The organism is Pseudomonas sp. Y24-6, assembly GCF_020295325.1.
Taxonomy (GTDB): Bacteria; Pseudomonadota; Gammaproteobacteria; order Pseudomonadales; family Pseudomonadaceae; genus Aquipseudomonas; species Aquipseudomonas gregormendelii.
Window position 1 is genome coordinate 193,550 of the sequence record NZ_JACBXG010000012.1, and the last position, 15,638, is coordinate 209,187.

Annotated in this window: 19 protein-coding genes; 8 read left to right on the forward strand and 11 right to left on the reverse strand. The window is 60.4% G+C overall.

Annotated features, from left to right (window positions below; translation table 11 throughout):
- Nucleotides 1-50: 50 nt before the first annotated feature.
- Together HYI44_RS22255 and tldD are read left to right on the forward strand one after the other, a co-directional pair.
- Nucleotides 51-896 (forward strand): carbon-nitrogen hydrolase family protein, encoded by an 846-nt coding sequence (locus HYI44_RS22255; RefSeq protein ID WP_225570549.1) that lies wholly within the window; start codon nt 51-53, stop codon nt 894-896.
- Nucleotides 897-918: 22 nt separating this feature from the next.
- Nucleotides 919-2,361 carry a metalloprotease TldD gene (tldD, locus tag HYI44_RS22260; protein ID WP_122837503.1) on the forward strand — a complete coding sequence of 481 codons (1,443 nt, stop codon included), beginning with the start codon at nt 919-921 and terminating at the stop codon, nt 2,359-2,361.
- A gap of 109 nt (nt 2,362-2,470) precedes the next feature.
- On the opposite strand, the gene yjgA is transcribed toward tldD, so the two are convergent.
- Nucleotides 2,471-2,995, reverse strand: a complete 525-nt coding sequence (gene yjgA / locus HYI44_RS22265; RefSeq protein WP_045061465.1) for a ribosome biogenesis factor YjgA — start codon at nt 2,993-2,995, stop codon at nt 2,471-2,473.
- Between the two features lie 108 nt (nt 2,996-3,103).
- Between yjgA and pmbA the strand changes: the two genes are divergently transcribed.
- From pmbA to HYI44_RS22295, 6 genes are all read left to right on the forward strand, one after another.
- Complete coding sequence (pmbA, locus tag HYI44_RS22270; protein WP_122837504.1) at nt 3,104-4,450, forward strand: metalloprotease PmbA; 1,347 nt, start codon at nt 3,104-3,106, stop codon at nt 4,448-4,450.
- Between the two features lie 194 nt (nt 4,451-4,644).
- Nucleotides 4,645-5,052, forward strand: coding sequence for a FagA protein (locus HYI44_RS22275; protein ID WP_225570550.1), 408 nt, complete (start codon nt 4,645-4,647; stop codon nt 5,050-5,052).
- On the forward strand, nt 5,033-6,409 hold the full coding sequence (locus HYI44_RS22280) for a class II fumarate hydratase (protein ID WP_122837506.1): 1,377 nt from the start codon (nt 5,033-5,035) through the stop codon (nt 6,407-6,409). Before HYI44_RS22275 ends, HYI44_RS22280 begins: the two co-directional genes overlap by 20 nt.
- 27 nt (nt 6,410-6,436) lie before the next feature.
- Nucleotides 6,437-6,877, forward strand: a complete 441-nt coding sequence (locus HYI44_RS22285; protein WP_122837507.1) for a hypothetical protein — start codon at nt 6,437-6,439, stop codon at nt 6,875-6,877.
- A gap of 2 nt (nt 6,878-6,879) precedes the next feature.
- Complete coding sequence (locus HYI44_RS22290; protein WP_225570551.1) at nt 6,880-7,491, forward strand: superoxide dismutase; 612 nt, start codon at nt 6,880-6,882, stop codon at nt 7,489-7,491.
- A gap of 30 nt (nt 7,492-7,521) precedes the next feature.
- Nucleotides 7,522-8,415 carry a ZIP family metal transporter gene (locus HYI44_RS22295; RefSeq protein ID WP_225570552.1) on the forward strand — a complete coding sequence of 298 codons (894 nt, stop codon included), beginning with the start codon at nt 7,522-7,524 and terminating at the stop codon, nt 8,413-8,415.
- An 80-nt stretch (nt 8,416-8,495) separates the two neighbouring features.
- Here the strand turns inward: HYI44_RS22295 and HYI44_RS22300 are convergent, their stop codons facing one another.
- From HYI44_RS22300 to HYI44_RS22345, 10 genes are all read right to left on the reverse strand, one after another.
- On the reverse strand, nt 8,496-8,771 hold the full coding sequence (locus tag HYI44_RS22300) for an HPr family phosphocarrier protein (protein ID WP_225570553.1): 276 nt from the start codon (nt 8,769-8,771) through the stop codon (nt 8,496-8,498).
- Between the two features lie 15 nt (nt 8,772-8,786).
- Nucleotides 8,787-9,644, reverse strand: a complete 858-nt coding sequence (gene rapZ, locus HYI44_RS22305; RefSeq protein ID WP_122837511.1) for an RNase adapter RapZ — start codon at nt 9,642-9,644, stop codon at nt 8,787-8,789.
- Nucleotides 9,645-9,646: 2 nt separating this feature from the next.
- Nucleotides 9,647-10,111: a PTS IIA-like nitrogen regulatory protein PtsN gene (ptsN, locus tag HYI44_RS22310; protein WP_045061456.1), complete on the reverse strand. Its 465-nt coding sequence runs from the start codon at nt 10,109-10,111 to the stop codon at nt 9,647-9,649.
- A 12-nt stretch (nt 10,112-10,123) separates the two neighbouring features.
- Nucleotides 10,124-10,432 carry a ribosome hibernation-promoting factor, HPF/YfiA family gene (gene hpf, locus HYI44_RS22315; protein ID WP_045061455.1) on the reverse strand — a complete coding sequence of 103 codons (309 nt, stop codon included), beginning with the start codon at nt 10,430-10,432 and terminating at the stop codon, nt 10,124-10,126.
- 74 nt (nt 10,433-10,506) lie between these two features.
- The gene (locus HYI44_RS22320) at nt 10,507-12,000 is read right to left on the reverse strand and encodes an RNA polymerase factor sigma-54 (RefSeq protein ID WP_225570554.1); all 1,494 of its coding nucleotides are present in this window, start codon (nt 11,998-12,000) and stop codon (nt 10,507-10,509) included.
- A 183-nt stretch (nt 12,001-12,183) separates the two neighbouring features.
- The gene (gene lptB / locus HYI44_RS22325; RefSeq protein ID WP_045061453.1) at nt 12,184-12,909 is read right to left on the reverse strand and encodes an LPS export ABC transporter ATP-binding protein; all 726 of its coding nucleotides are present in this window, start codon (nt 12,907-12,909) and stop codon (nt 12,184-12,186) included.
- Nucleotides 12,909-13,457, reverse strand: coding sequence for a lipopolysaccharide transport periplasmic protein LptA (lptA, locus tag HYI44_RS22330; protein WP_045061452.1), 549 nt, complete (start codon nt 13,455-13,457; stop codon nt 12,909-12,911). Before lptA ends, lptB begins: the two co-directional genes overlap by 1 nt.
- Entirely contained in the window at nt 13,444-14,016 is a 573-nt protein-coding gene (gene lptC, locus HYI44_RS22335) for an LPS export ABC transporter periplasmic protein LptC (protein WP_122837514.1), read from the reverse strand. The genes lptA and lptC overlap by 14 nt, the downstream gene beginning before the upstream one ends.
- A gap of 7 nt (nt 14,017-14,023) precedes the next feature.
- Nucleotides 14,024-14,548 carry a KdsC family phosphatase gene (locus HYI44_RS22340; RefSeq protein WP_045061450.1) on the reverse strand — a complete coding sequence of 175 codons (525 nt, stop codon included), beginning with the start codon at nt 14,546-14,548 and terminating at the stop codon, nt 14,024-14,026.
- Nucleotides 14,548-15,522 carry a KpsF/GutQ family sugar-phosphate isomerase gene (locus HYI44_RS22345; RefSeq protein ID WP_122837515.1) on the reverse strand — a complete coding sequence of 325 codons (975 nt, stop codon included), beginning with the start codon at nt 15,520-15,522 and terminating at the stop codon, nt 14,548-14,550. The genes HYI44_RS22340 and HYI44_RS22345 overlap by 1 nt, the downstream gene beginning before the upstream one ends.
- Nucleotides 15,523-15,638 lie beyond the last annotated feature (116 nt).

Below are 15,638 nucleotides of genomic sequence, written 5' to 3' on the forward strand. Positions count from 1 at the left end.
CTTCGGCAGCTCCTACGGGGTATGTTTCGATTTCACGATAGGAATACGTCATGTCATTTGCGGTGATTCAAATGGTCAGCCAAAGCGATGTGCCGGCCAATCTGGCCCAGGCCCGCCGCTTGCTCGAAGAGGCCGCCGCAGCTGGCGCGCGCCTCGCCGTGCTGCCGGAAAACTTTGCCGCCATGGGCCGCCGTGATATCGCTGACATCGGGCGCGCCGAGGCGTTGGGCGAAGGTCCGATCCTGCCATGGTTGAAACAGACTGCCCTCGACCTCAAGTTATGGATAGTGGCCGGCACATTGCCGCTGCCGCCGGTGGATCAGCCGACGGCCAAGGTGCACGCCTGCTCGTTGCTGGTCAATGACCAGGGCGAGACGGTGGCGCGCTACGACAAGCTGCACCTGTTCGATGTGGATGTGGCAGACAACCGCGGGCGTTATCGCGAATCCGATGACTATGCTTATGGCAGTGGTGTCGTGGTAGCGGATACACCCGTCGGCCGGGTCGGCCTGACGGTGTGTTATGACCTGCGTTTCCCCGAGCTGTACAGCGAATTGCGGGCTGCCGGCGCGGAGTTGATTACCGCACCTTCAGCCTTCACGGCGGTCACGGGCGCGGCCCATTGGGAGGTGCTGATTCGCGCACGGGCCATCGAGACACAGTGTTACGTGCTCGCGGCCGCCCAGGGTGGCACTCATCCGGGACCGCGCGAAACCTGGGGGCACGCCGCCATCATCGATCCTTGGGGGCGGGTGCTGGCCCGGCAGGATCAAGGCGAGGCCGTGCTGCTGGCCGAACGCGATAGCAGCGAACAGGCGTCCATCAGGGCGCGGATGCCGGTGTCCACTCACCGGCGCTTTTTCTCGCAGGGCGCACAGCGACCTGCCTCGCAATGAACGAATTTAAGGCGCAAAGCATATGAGCGAGTTGTTGTCCTCAGTCAGTGAACACCTCCTGGCACCTGGCGGCGTCACCATCGAGAGCCTGCAAGGTGTGCTCGGCGATCTCGCCGGCCCGGGCATCGATGCCGCCGACCTGTACTTCCAGGGACAGATCTCCGAGTCCTGGGCGCTGGAAGACGGCATCGTCAAGGAAGGCAGTTTTAACCTCGACCAGGGCGTCGGCGTGCGCGCGCAGTCCGGTGAAAAAACCGGCTTTGCCTACAGCAACGCCATCACCCTCGAAGCCCTGGGCGCCGCGGCCCGTGCCGCGCGTTCGATCTCCCGTGCCGGCCAGAATGGCAGCGTGCAGGCCTTCACTACCCAGGACGTCGCCCAGTTGTACGGGCCGGATAACCCGCTGGAAGTGCTGAGCCGTGCCGAGAAAGTCGAGTTGCTCAAGCGCATCGACGTCGCAACCCGTGCTCTCGATCCGCGCATCCAGCAAGTCACCGTGAGCATGGCCGGTGTGTGGGAGCGCATTCTGGTGGCTTCCACCGACGGCAGCCTGGCAGCGGATGTGCGTCCACTGGTGCGCTTCAACGTCAGCGTGATCGTCGAGCAGAACGGTCGCCGCGAGCGCGGTGGCCATGGCGGCGGCGGTCGTACCGACTACCGTTATTTCCTCAGTGATGACCGCGCCATGGGCTACGCCCGCGAAGCGCTGCGTCAGGCGCTGGTGAACCTGGAAGCCATTCCGGCACCGGCCGGCACCTTGCCGGTCGTACTGGGCTCGGGCTGGTCCGGTGTGTTGCTGCACGAGGCGGTTGGTCACGGCCTGGAAGGCGACTTCAATCGCAAGGGCAGCTCCGCCTACAGCGGACGCATGGGCGAGATGGTTGCCTCCAAGCTGTGCACCATCGTTGATGACGGCACGCTGGCCGGTCGTCGCGGCTCGCTGAGCGTCGACGATGAAGGCACTCCGACCGAGTGCACCACCCTGATCGAAAACGGCGTGCTCAAAGGCTATATGCAGGACAAGCTCAACGCCCGGCTGATGGGTGTGGCCCGCACCGGCAACGGTCGTCGCGAATCTTATGCGCACCTGCCGATGCCGCGCATGACCAATACCTACATGCTGGCAGGCGAGAGTGATCCGCAGGAGATCATTGCCTCGGTGAAACGCGGCATCTACTGCGCCAACCTCGGCGGTGGCCAGGTCGACATCACCAGTGGCAAGTTTGTGTTCTCCACCAGCGAGGCGTACCTGATCGAGGATGGGAAGATTACCGCGCCGGTCAAAGGCGCAACCCTGATCGGTAACGGGCCGGAGGCGATGAGCAAGGTGTCGATGGTCGGCAACGACCTGTCGCTGGACAGCGGTGTCGGGACCTGTGGCAAGGATGGGCAGTCGGTGCCGGTCGGTGTCGGCCAGCCAACGCTGAAGATTGATGCGATCACTGTGGGTGGCACAGGATCCTGAGGAACACGTGTTCCGTGCAGGAGCTGCCGCAGGCGGCGATCTTTTGCTTTTACAAGATCAAAAGATCGCAGTCTTCGCCAGCTCCTACCTCGGAGGGTTTGGGCGCTACTTAACGCAAACCGCGTTGAGTCTCGTCCAGCTCACGGATGTACTTGAAGATTTTACGGCTCGATGCCGGCGGCTTGTTGGTCGCCAGTTCGTGCTGGGCCTGACGGATCAGGGAGCGCAACTGCTGGCGATCAGCTTCCGGGTAGTCGAGCACGAACTTCTCCAGGACCGCATCGTCGCCCGCGATCAAGCGATCGCGCCAGCGTTCCAGGCCATGGAAACGTTCGTTGTACTGCCGGGTGGAGGCATCGAGTTGATCGAGCAGAACAAGAATGGCGTCAGTGTCCTGGTCGCGCATCAGTTTGCCGATGAACATCAGGTGCCGTTTACGCGCGATATTCGCGGTGTGCTTGGGCGCATCGGCCAGTGCCCGGCGCATGGCGTCGGTCAACGGCAGTTTTGCCAGCAAGTCAGGCTTGAGTGTTGTAAGGCGCTCGCCAAGGTCAACCAGAGCATGCAGCTCGCGTTTAACCTGGGATTTGCTTTTTTCTCCCGTATCGAGGGAGTCGTCGTAAGAATCAACCATGGTGGCCGTCCGCAAAGAAACGCCGCCATGATAACCAGTCGGGGGCCGCTTGTCCGGCCCGGTCGCTCGATGACCCTCGCCGAAAGCAGAATTTGAGTGGAGAACAGCATGAGTGCAGTTGAAAGCGTCGGCCCGCAAGCGTTGCCGGCACTGCAGGAACAGGTCGAGCAGATCATTGCTGAAGCCAAGCGCCAGGGCGCCAGTGCCTGTGAAGTAGCAGTATCCCTGGAGCAGGGCCTGTCGACTTCGGTGCGCCAGCGTGAGGTCGAGACTGTTGAGTTCAACCGCGATCAGGGCTTTGGCATCACTTTGTACGTTGGCCAGCGCAAAGGCTCGGCCAGCACGTCGGCCAGTGGGCCCGAAGCAATCCGGGAAACTGTGGCCGCCGCGCTGGCAATTGCCAAGCACACGTCCGAAGACGAAGCCTCGGGCCTGGCAGATGCCGCGCTGATGGCCAAAGACCTGAAGGATTTCGATCTGTTCCACCAGTGGGACATAACCCCGGAGCAGGCCATCGAGATGGCCCTTAGCTGTGAAGCGGCGGCGTTTGCAGCCGACAGCCGGATCAAGAACGCCGACGGCACCACCCTCAGCACGCATCAGGGCTGCCGCGTCTATGGCAACAGCCACGGGTTCATTGGCGGTTATGCATCGACCCGCCACAGCCTGAGCTGCGTGATGATCGCCGAGGCCGATGGCCAGATGCAGCGCGATTACTGGTATGACGTCAACCGCCAGGGCAATCTGCTGGCCGACCCGGTGAGCATTGGCCAGCGTGCCGCGCAGCGGGCTGCCAGCCGGTTGGGCGCGCGCCCGGTGCCAACCTGTGAAGTGCCGGTGCTGTTCTCCGCCGAACTTGCCGGTGGCTTGTTCGGCAGTTTCCTTTCGGCGATCTCCGGCGGCAGCCTGTATCGCAAATCTTCGTTTTTGGAAGGCACCTTGGGGCAGCAACTGTTCCCGCAATGGCTGACCATCGACGAGCGTCCACACCTGATGCGCGCCATGGGCAGTTCGGCGTTCGACGGCGATGGCCTTGCGACCTATGCCAAGCCGTTCGTCGAGAAGGGCGAGCTGGTGTCGTACATCCTTGGCACCTATTCCGGTCGCAAGCTGGGGATGCCGAGCACCGCCAACGCCGGCGGCGTGCACAACCTGTTCGTCACCCATGGCGACGAAGACCAGGCGGCCTTGTTGCGCCGCATGGGGCGCGGCCTGCTGGTAACCGAGTTGATGGGGCAGGGCCTGAACATGGTCACTGGCGACTATTCCCGCGGTGCTGCGGGCTACTGGGTAGAAAACGGCGAAATCCAGTTTGCGGTCCAGGAAGTGACCATCGCCGGCAACATGCGCGACATGTTCAAGCAGATCGTTGCCGTGGGTAATGACCTGGAACTGCGCAGCAACATTCGCACGGGGTCGGTGCTGATTGAGCGGATGACCGTCGCAGGCAGCTGATATTTTTGCTGCAACACTAAAGGCACGCCATCCAACCGGATGGCGTGCTTTTTTTTCGCCTGCACACCACGGCAGGTAAAGCACGCCTGTGGGAGCACGCTTTGCTCCCATAGGGGGATTATCCGGAATCCCGGGGTTGTGTTGGTTCTCATTATCATCTAATAATAAATCTCATTACCGAATGAGCCCGGATCATGAGTTCTGCCTTGCACGAGCAGCCCTATCAAGAAAGCTGGCGCTGGATGAGTCGCCAGATCCGTTGCGCAATGGACCCTGACGAGCCGCGCCTGATTGAGCACTACCTGGCCGAAGGCCGGTACCTGGCGTGTTGCACGGCCACTTCTCCCTGGACCATCGCCGAAACCTCTTTCCGTTTGCTGCTTGATACCGCCGCCGACGTCGCACTGCCTTGGCACTGGCGCAGCTTGTGCCTTGACCAGGCCTGGCGTCCTCTGCGCGACCTGGAACGCCTCTCCTTGTGCAAATGCCGCCTCCAGCGCTGGCAACGCTACACCTGGCAACTGGCCACCTGCGAGTTGCAGCCCTCCATTCCTCTAAACGAACTGGTGCAAGGATTTTCTGATGAACAAGACACGTATTGAGCGCGACAGCATGGGCGAATTGAACGTCCCGGTAGACGCCCTGTACGGCGCGCAAACCCAGCGCGCAGTGGACAACTTCCCCATCAGCGGCAAGCCGATGCCGGTGCAGTTCATCCGTGCATTGATCCTCGCCAAAGCTGCAGCGGCCCGCGCCAATGTCGAGCTCAAGCAGATCAGCGAGTCGCAGGGCAAAGCCATTGTCGATGCGGCGCAAGGCTTGCTCGAGGGCGACTTCATGCAGCACTTCCCGGTGGATATCTTCCAGACCGGTTCGGGCACCAGTTCCAACATGAACGCCAACGAAGTGCTCGCCACCCTGGCCAGCCGCCTGCTCGGTGAGCCGGTCAATCCAAACGACCACGTCAACTGCGGCCAGAGCAGCAATGACATCATCCCGACTACCATCCATGTCAGCGCTGCCCTGGCGCTGCACGAGCAATTGTTGCCGGCATTGACCCGCCTGGTGCAGGTGATCGAGCGCAAGGCCGAAGAGGTTCATCACCACGTCAAGACCGGTCGCACGCACCTGATGGATGCCATGCCGGTGCGCATGAGCCAGGTCCTCAACGGTTGGGCCCAGCAACTCAAGGCGAACGTCGGGCACCTGCAGGATTTGCTGCCGAGCCTGCAATCCCTGGCTCAAGGCGGCACGGCGGTGGGCACCGGGGTCAACGCCCATCCCGAATTCGCGGTACGTTTCAGCGAACAGTTGAGCAAGTTGACCCTGGTGGAGTTCACCCCGGGCCAGGATCTGTTTGCGCTTATCGGCTCGCAAGATACGGCCGTCAGTGTTTCCGGCCAGTTGAAAGCCACCGCCGTGACCTTGATGAAAATCGCCAACGACCTGCGCTGGATGAACTCCGGCCCTTTGGCCGGTCTCGGTGAAATCGAACTCGAGGCCCTTCAGCCGGGCTCTTCGATCATGCCGGGCAAAGTCAATCCGGTCATACCGGAAGCCACCGCCATGGTTGCCGCTCAAGTGATCGGCAACGACACGGTCATCACCGTCGCCGGTCAGTCGGGCAATTTCGAGCTCAACGTGATGTTGCCGATCATCGCCCAGAACCTGCTGAGCAGCATCGAATTGCTGGCCAATTCCAGCCATCTGCTGGGTGAAAAAGCCATCGCCAGCTTCAAGGTCAACGAAGCCAGGCTCAAAGAAGCGCTGTCGCGCAACCCGATCCTGGTCACGGCCCTGAACCCGATCATTGGCTACCAGAAAGCCGCTGAAATCGCCAAGAAGGCCTATCAGCAAGGCCGCCCGGTGATTGATGTCGCCCTTGAACACACTGACCTGACGCGCAGCCAGCTCGAGCTTTTGCTTGACCCGGTAAAGCTCACTGCAGGCGGCGTGTAACCACCGCTACCGTTTTGGAGGCTCACCATGGAGCACTGGAAACGCACGATCGAGAGAGCAAATCGCTGTTTCATGCAGGGCGAACTGGTCGATGCGCGCGAGGCTTACTTGCAGGCATTGGCGCTGGCCCAGGTGTTGTTCGAGCGCTGGGCGGATGCCGACGAAGCGGTAGCAGCCTGCGTCATCTCCCATCACAACCTGGCAGACCTGCACCTGCGGCTCAATCAGCCGGAGGAGAGCGCCGAATACCTTTGTGCCATTCACCAGCGGTTGCTGCAGACCATGCAGGACATGCGACTGGCGCCAGCCTTGCGCGAAGCGGCGCTGCGCCAGAGCAGCAAGACCTATGTCGAGCTGCTGAATTTCATCAGCGAACACGGTGAATACCCACGGACCCACCGCCTGCTGCACATCGAAGCCGTTCCAACTGCCAACCGGCCTGCGCCTCTTCATCATGGAGTTCACTGAACATGGCTTTTACCCTGCCTGACTTGCCCTACGCCTACGATGCCCTGGAACCGCACATTGATGCCAAGACCATGGAGATCCACTACACCAAGCACCACCAGACCTACATCAATAATCTGAACGCCGCCGTCGAAGGCACCGAATTCGCCGAATGGACCGTGGAAAAACTGGTGGCGGCCGTCCAGCAGCTGCCGGAAAAACTGCGTGCCGCCGTTATCAACCAGGGCGGTGGCCATGCCAACCATTCGCTGTTTTGGGAAGTCATGGCCCCGCACGGTGGCGGCGCCCCTGACGGCGCGCTGGCCCAGGCAATCGACGAGCAACTGGGCGGGCTCGACAGTTTCAAGGAGGCGTTCACCAAGGCTGCGCTGACCCGTTTTGGCAGTGGCTGGGCATGGCTGAGTGTGACCCCGCAGAAAAAACTGGTGGTGGAAAGCAGCGGCAATCAGGACAGTCCGCTCATGAATGGCAACACGCCCATCCTTGGCCTGGACGTGTGGGAGCACGCCTACTACCTGCAGTACCAGAACCGCCGCCCGGAATACATCAACGCGTTCTACAACGTGATCAATTGGCCTGAAGTGGCGGCGCGCTACAAAGCGGCCCTGGGTTGAATCTTCAATGAAAAACCACCAAGGCTGATTATGGGCACTGAAACGCTGGCGATCGGAAGTGGGCGGATGTTTCGTTACGCATTCGGATCGCTGTTATTGCTGGCGGGTATGTCCTTGCTGGTCGCCCAAGGGCTGGTGTGGCTGGATCTTGAACCGAAACTGCTGCGTGCATTGCAGGGTGGGGCGATCTGCGCACTGGGTACGGCGCTGGGCGCGGTGCCGGTGCTGGTGATTCGCCGCATGCCGCAAGCCGTCAGCGATACGCTGTTAGGTTTCGGCGCGGGGGTCATGTTGGCGGCGACGGCGTTTTCGCTAATCGTGCCTGGGATCTCCGCCGCGCAGAGCCTCGGGCTCAAGCCTTGGGCCGCCAGTGGCCTGATCAGCCTTGGCATCATGCTTGGCGCTTTGGGTTTGTATCTGGTGGACCGCAAGGTCTCCGGAGCCTGCCCGGAAATGCTGGCAGGCGGGCAGGAGCGGCCGGCGATTGCGCCCAGGATCTGGCTGTTCGTGTTTGCCATCATTGCCCATAACATTCCCGAAGGCATGGCGGTCGGCGTGTCAGCAGGGGGCGGCATGCCTGATGCCGATAGCCTGGCGATGGGTATTGCGCTGCAGGATGTGCCGGAAGGGCTGGTGATTGCGCTGGTGTTGGCGGGGGCGGGGATGTCGAGGGTCAGGGCATTCCTGATCGGTGCCGCTTCTGGGTTGGTTGAGCCGGTTTTTGCGCTGCTGTGTGCGTGGCTGGTGAGCCTGGCCGAACTGCTATTGCCGCTTGGGCTCGCACTGGCGGCCGGGGCCATGTTGCTGGTGGTTACGCACGAAGTGATCCCCGAGTCGCGACGTCACGGTCACGACAAGCTGGCGAGCCTGGGATTGCTGATCGGGTTTTGCTTGATGATGGTGATGGATACGGCGTTGGCTTGAAAATCAAAAGATCGCACAGGGTTCGTTTTTCCCTGCAAGAGCTGCCGCAGGCTGCGATCTTTTGATCTTGAGCTTGTTCTTTACTCGCCTTCGTCGAAGTAGTTGTTGATCAACGCTACCAGCGCATCCAGCGCTTCGTCCGCCTCTGCGCCTTCGGTACTCAAATGGATCTTGGTGCCCTTGCCAGCCGCCAGCATCATCATTGCCATGATGCTCTTGCCGTCCACCGTGGTTTCCGGCGTGCGTCCTACCCTGATGGTGCAATCCTTGAATTGCCCGGCAACCCCGACGAATTTTGCTGAAGCGCGGGCATGCAGGCCCAGCTTGTTGATGATTTCAATTTCCAGAGCAGGCATCGCGATGTGAATCCTTTAGCTGAGGTCGCGGTGGCGGACCTGGACGTTCTTCAGGGATTGTTGCAGAACCTGGCCCAGACGTTCGGTCAGGTAGACGGAGCGGTGATGCCCGCCGGTGCAGCCAATGGCTATGGTGACATACGCGCGGTTGCTGGCAGCAAAGCGTGGAAGCCATTTGAGCAGGTAGGTGGAGATGTCCTGGAACATTTCCTCGACGTCCGGTTGCGCGGCCAGGTAGTCGGCTACCGGTTGATCGAGCCCGGACTGCTCGCGCAACTCTGGCTTCCAATAAGGGTTGGGCAGGCAGCGCACGTCGAACACCAGGTCGGCATCCACAGGCATGCCCCGCTTGAAGCCAAAAGACTCCACCAGGAACGCGGTGCCAGGCTCAGGCTGGTTCAACAGCCGCAGCTTGATGGTATCGCGCAGCTGGTACAGGTTCAGGTTGGTGGTGTTGACCTTGAGGTCAGCCAGGTCGGCAATCGGACCCAGCAGATTGGACTCGTCCTGAATCGCCTCGGCGAGCGAGCGATTGGCATTGCTCAGCGGATGGCGGCGACGGGTTTCAGAAAACCGCTTGAGCAGGGTTTCTTCGTCGGCGTCCAGGTACAGCACGTCACACTTGATGTGACGGCTGCGCACTTCCTCCAGCAATTCCGGAAAACGGGACAGGTGGCTTGGCAGGTTGCGCGCGTCAATCGACACGGCCACCAGCGGTTGCGCGAGCTCGGTGTGGATCAGTGCTCGTTCGGCCAGCTCGGGCAACAGCCCGGCGGGCAAGTTGTCGATGCAGTAGTACCCGCTGTCTTCAAGGACATCGAGCGCGGTACTTTTACCTGAGCCGGAGCGGCCGCTGACAATGATCAAGCGCATGATTAATGACCGTTCTGCTCGTCCAGGACAACCTGGTACAAGGCTTCATTGCTCGGGGCGCTGCGCAATTTTTCGCGAACTTCCTTGCGATCAAGCATGCTGGCAATCTGGCGCAAAAGCTCCAGGTGCGCATCGGTGGCGGCTTCCGGGACCAGCAACACGAACAGCAGGTCGACCGGGGCACCGTCGATGGCGTCGAAATCAATAGGGGCGTCGAGGTGCATCAGGGCGCTGACCGGCGAGGTACAGCCCTTGAGGCGACAGTGGGGGATGGCGATGCCGTTGCCAAAACCGGTCGAGCCGAGTTTTTCACGGGCGATCAGGGCCTCAAAGACATCTTGCATCTCCATATCCGGCACTTCGCGATGGATTAGGTTGGCAATTTGTTCGAGGGCTTTCTTTTTACTGCCGCCCGGCACGTTCACGAGGGAACGGCCGGGGGTCAGGATGCTTTCAAGTCGGATCATGGGTTGGGAGTGTTAACGACCGGTTGCGCCCTGGAGGAGGCTCTGGGTCTTTTCCTTATGCTTTTTGAGTTGGCGATCCAGCTTGTCGGTCAGCAGGTCGATGGCGGCATACATGTCCGTATGCTCGGCATTGGCGACCACTTCTCCGCCGGGGATATGCAGCGTGGCTTCGATTTTCTGCAGCAGCTTCTCGACGGTCATCGTGACTTGCACGTTGGTTATCTTGTCGAAATGCCTTTCCAATCGGGCGAGTTTTTCGCCGATGTAGGTGCGCAGGGGTTCGGTCACTTCCAGTTGGTGTCCACTGATGTTGACTTGCATACAGCTTCTCCTTCGTTGCCAGTGCATAAAGCGGTAGATCCGATGATCTACCACTGGAACGCTGTGGCGTGGCTTTACATCAACCGCTTGCGTTCGCTCGAAGGCGCGATCCCAAGGGATTCGCGGTACTTGGCGACGGTGCGGCGAGCCACCTGAATGCCTTGTGCCTCCAGTAAACCAGCGATCTTGCTGTCACTCAACGGCTTTTTCTGATTTTCCGCTGCAACCAGTTTTTTGATGATCGCGCGGATCGCCGTGGACGAGCATTCACCGCCTTCGGAGGTGCTGACGTGACTGGAGAAAAAGTATTTCAGTTCATAAATACCCCGTGGGGTATGCATGAATTTTTGCGTGGTCACCCGGGAAATCGTCGATTCGTGCATGCCGACGGCTTCGGCGATGTCATGCAGTACCAGCGGCTTCATGGCTTCGTCGCCGTACTCCAGAAAACCCCGTTGATGCTCGACGATCTGGGTGGCAACTTTCATCAGGGTTTCGTTGCGGCTCTGCAGGCTCTTGATGAACCAGCGGGCTTCCTGCAACTGATTGCGCATGAAGGTGTTGTCCGCGCTGGTGTCAGCGCGACGCACAAAACCGGCGTACTGGGCGTTGACCCGCAATTTGGGCACCGATTCCTGGTTGAGTTCCACCAGCCAACGCTCGTTGTCCTTGCGCACGATCACGTCCGGGACCACGTATTCGGCCTCGCTGGACTCGATCTGCGAGCCGGGGCGCGGGTTGAGGCTCTGCACCAGTTCGATCACCTGGCGCAGCTCATCTTCCTTGAGCTTCATGCGGCGCATCAGCTGGCTGTAGTCGCGGCTGCCCAGCAGGTCGATGTAGTCCGTGACCAGGCGCTTGGCTTCTGCGAGCCAGAGGGTCTTGGCGGGCAACTGGCGCAATTGCAGCAACAAGCATTCGCCGAGGTTGCGGGCAGCAATACCGGCCGGTTCGAATTGCTGGATGCGGTGCAGGACGGCTTCGATTTCGTCCAGCTCGATGTCCAGCTCCGGGTCGAAGGCTTCGAGGATTTCCTCGAGGGTTTCGTCCAGGTAGCCCTGATTGTTGATGCAGTCGATCAGGGTGACGGCGATCAGGCGGTCCGTGTCGGACATCGGGGCGAGGTTAAGCTGCCACAGCAGGTGGCTTTGCAGGCTTTCACCGGCCGACGTGCGGGTGGTGAAGTCCCACTCGTCATCATCGTTGCTGGGCAGGCTGCTGGCGCTGGTCTGGTAAACGTCTTCCCATGCAGTATCGACCGGCAGCTCGTTGGGAATGCGCTCGTTCCAGTCGCCTTCCTCAAGGTTGTCGACCGTTGGCGCGGTCTCCTGATAGGAGGGCTCCGAAACATCGGCGTTGGGCTGCTGCTCGGCTTTGTCGGCCAAGGGATCGGTATTGTCGAAGTCGTCGCCATCTTCCTGGCGTTCGAGCATCGGGTTGGACTCCAGCGCCTCCTGGATTTCCTGCTGCAGGTCCAGGGTCGACAATTGGAGCAGGCGGATGGCCTGTTGCAGCTGAGGTGTCATCGTCAGCTGCTGGCCCATTCTCAAGACTAGCGATGGTTTCATGGCAGGGGCTTAAACCTTATTCGCCGGCGCGCATGCGCCATCCACTACAGGGCGCCGAAACGCCAAACTTAAGCAAATTATATGCCCGATATTGCAGTGTTTGCCTAGAGCGCTGTAACAATAAAAAAGTATTGATTTTTTAGAGTGACAAGCGCTCGCGCGACTGGGCAGGCACCTCAGCGCTTAAAGGCGGAACTCATGGCCCAGATACACTTCCTTGACCAGGTCGTTGGCCAGGATGGTCGCGGAGTCGCCCTCGGCAATCAGCTGGCCATCGTTGACGATGTAGGCTGTTTCGCAGATATCCAGGGTTTCGCGGACGTTGTGGTCGGTGATAAGTACACCAATGCCCTTGGCCTTCAAGTGATGGATGATCTGCTTGATATCGCCAACCGAGATCGGGTCCACGCCGGCGAAAGGTTCATCGAGCAGGATGAACTTCGGGTTGGTGGCCAGCGCCCTGGCAATTTCAACGCGGCGCCGCTCGCCGCCCGACAGGCTCATGCCGAGGTTGTCGCGGATGTGGCTGATGTGGAATTCCTGCAGCAGGCTCTCCAGCTCCTTGCGGCGCCCGGCCTTGTCGAGTTCCTTGCGGGTCTCGAGGATGGCCATGATGTTATCGGCCACCGACAGTTTGCGGAAGATCGACGCTTCTTGCGGAAGATAGCCAATACCTGCCTTGGCGCGGCCGTGCATGGGCTGGTGACTGACGTCCAGGTCGTCGATCAGCACGCGGCCCTGATCAGCCTGCACCAAACCGACAATCATGTAGAAGCAGGTGGTCTTGCCGGCGCCGTTGGGGCCCAGAAGCCCGACGATCTGACCGCTGTCGATGGACAGGCTGACGTCACGCACGACCTGGCGGCTCTTGTAACTCTTGGCCAGATGCTGAGCTTTCAGAGTTGCCATTACTGGGCCTTCTGCTCGTCGGTTTTCTTTTTAGGCTGGATCACCATGTCGATTCGCGGGCGCGACTCGGTCACCTTGTTGCCCGTGGCGCGACCGGCGCTTGCCAGCTTCTTCACGGTGTCGTAGACGATTTTCTCGCCCTGGGTGACGTTGTTGTCCTTGTCGATGACCTTGGCTCGATCGATCAGCACGACGCGGTTCTGCGAGGCGTGATACTGGATCGTGACGCCGTAGCCCTGGACAGGCTTGGCGTCGCCCTGGGTCTGCAATTGCTCGAAGTAAGCCAGGTTGCCCACGGAAGTCACCACGTCGATGTCGCCTGCCGGGGTGCGGGTGATGGTCACGGTGTTACCGGTCACCTTCATGGAGCCCTGGGTGATGATGACGTCGCCTTTGTAGGTGGCGATGCCGTTCTTGTCGTCCAGTTGGGCGTCGTCGGCCTGAATGCGGATAGGCTGCTCTTGATCGTTCGGCAGAGCCCAGGCGCTCACGCTTCCCAGTGCTGCGCCCAGGCTGAGCAAAATAGGGAGGGTTTTAACGAGCCTCATACTGTCCTCTTACGTTCGATAGCAGGTGTATCCTGCTTTCTTTCAAATACGCTTTCATTCCCGTGCCAGTCGACACGCCACCGGCGCCGTCGATTCTAACGGGTTGCTCCGTCTGCGCATATTGCTGCTTCGGGAACACGGTCATACGGGTGGTGGTAATCAGCGTCTTGCGGTTTTTCTCGTCGAAACGTGTGATACGCACCGAGTCGATCAGTTCCACTTGCGTACCATCCGGATTCACTTCACCGCGTTCGCTCTGTACATGCCAGGGAAACTCGGTGCCGCGGAACATGTTCAGGTCCGGGTTGGTCAGCAGCGTCACTTCAGTGGCTTTAAGGTGTTCGACCTTGTCCGACGTCATCTCGTACTGCAGCTTGCCATCGGGCAGGAACTGCACGCTGTGGGCGTTCAGGGCGTAATAGTCGATCGCCGTCTCATCGACGGCCACGGTCGGCTTGTCGAGAAAGCGTTCAGGGCTGATGTTCCAGTAGCCGACCGCAGCAAAAATTGCGGCGATGCAACCGAACAGCAGTATGTTGCGAAACTTTTTGCTCAGCATAGTTGGCTCACAGGTACGCGGCGTTTGCCGCATCGAGGCGGCCCTGGGCGCGCAGGATCAATTCGCAGAACTCGCGGGCAGCACCTTCGCCTCCGCGGGCCTGGGTGATGCCGTCGGCATGTTCACGCACGAAGCTGGCCGCATTGGCCACCGCCATGCCCAGGCCAACGCGGCGTATCACCGGCAGGTCAGGCAAGTCGTCGCCGAGGTAGGCGACTTGCTCATAGCTTAGGCCTAGTTCGCCAAGAAGTTCGTCCAGCACCACCAGTTTGTCTTCGCGCCCCTGATACAGATGGGGAATGCCGAGGTTTTTCGCCCGACGCTCAACCACCGGGGTCTTGCGACCGCTGATGATAGCGGTCTGAACGCCGGCTGCCATCAACATCTTGATGCCCTGGCCGTCGAGGGTGTTGAAAGTCTTGAATTCACTGCCGTCTTCGAGGAAGTACAGGCGCCCATCGGTGAGCACTCCGTCGACATCAAAGATTGCCAGCTTGATATTCTTGCCGCGTTGCAGCAGATCGTTGCTCATTACATGACTCCTGCGCGCAGCAGGTCGGAGAGGTTGAAGGCGCCGATCGGGCGATCCTCATCGTCCACCACTACGAGAGCGTTAATTCGGTTGTCTTCCATGATCTTCAAGGCTTCGGCGGCGAGCATCTCGGCCCGCGCGGTCTTGCCGTGAAGGGTCATGACCTGGTCGATGGTGGCGTGATGAATGTCGATGGCGCGGTCCAGGGTGCGGCGCAAGTCACCGTCGGTGAAGATCCCGGCGAGTTTGCCGTCGGCCTCCAGTATCACGGTCATGCCCAGGCCCTTGCGAGTCATTTCCATCAGCGCGTCCTTGAGCAGGGTGCCACGCTGGACCCGGGGCAGGGCGTCGCCGGCATGCATGACGTTCTCGACCTTGAGCAGCAGGCGACGACCCAGTGCACCACCCGGGTGGGAAAAAGCGAAATCTTCCGCCGTGAAACCACGCGCTTCCAGCAGCGCGACGGCCAGTGCGTCGCCCATGACCAGTGCCGCAGTGGTGGACGAGGTGGGCGCCAGGTTCAGCGGGCAGGCTTCATGCTCGACTTGCACGTCGAGATTGACTTCGGCGGCCTTGGCCAGGGTCGAGTCAGGGTTGCCGGTCATGCTGATCAACTGGATGCCCAGGCGCTTGATCAGCGGCAGCAGGGTCACGATTTCAGTGGTCGAGCCGGAGTTGGACAGGGCCAGGATGATGTCGTCCCGGGTAATCATGCCCATGTCGCCGTGGCTGGCTTCGGCCGGGTGGACGAAAAACGCCGTGGTCCCGGTGCTGGCCAGGGTGGCGGCGATCTTGGTGCCGATATGCCCCGATTTTCCCATGCCGACCACGACCACGCGGCCCTTGCTCGCCAGAATCATCTCGCACGCGCGTACGAAATCTGCGTCGATGCGTGGAAGCAAGCCTTGTACGGCTTCCAGTTCGAGACGGATGGTGCGTTGTGCCGATTGAATAAGGTCGCTGGATTGGCTCATGTCGGAAATCGTATAGCCTGATGAAAAGGCGGCGATTATAGCGGTTATGACCGAAACCCTCACGCTAGTTCGTCGTGCTTTGTCATTCCCTGTTACGTAATCCTCTCGCTGTGAGC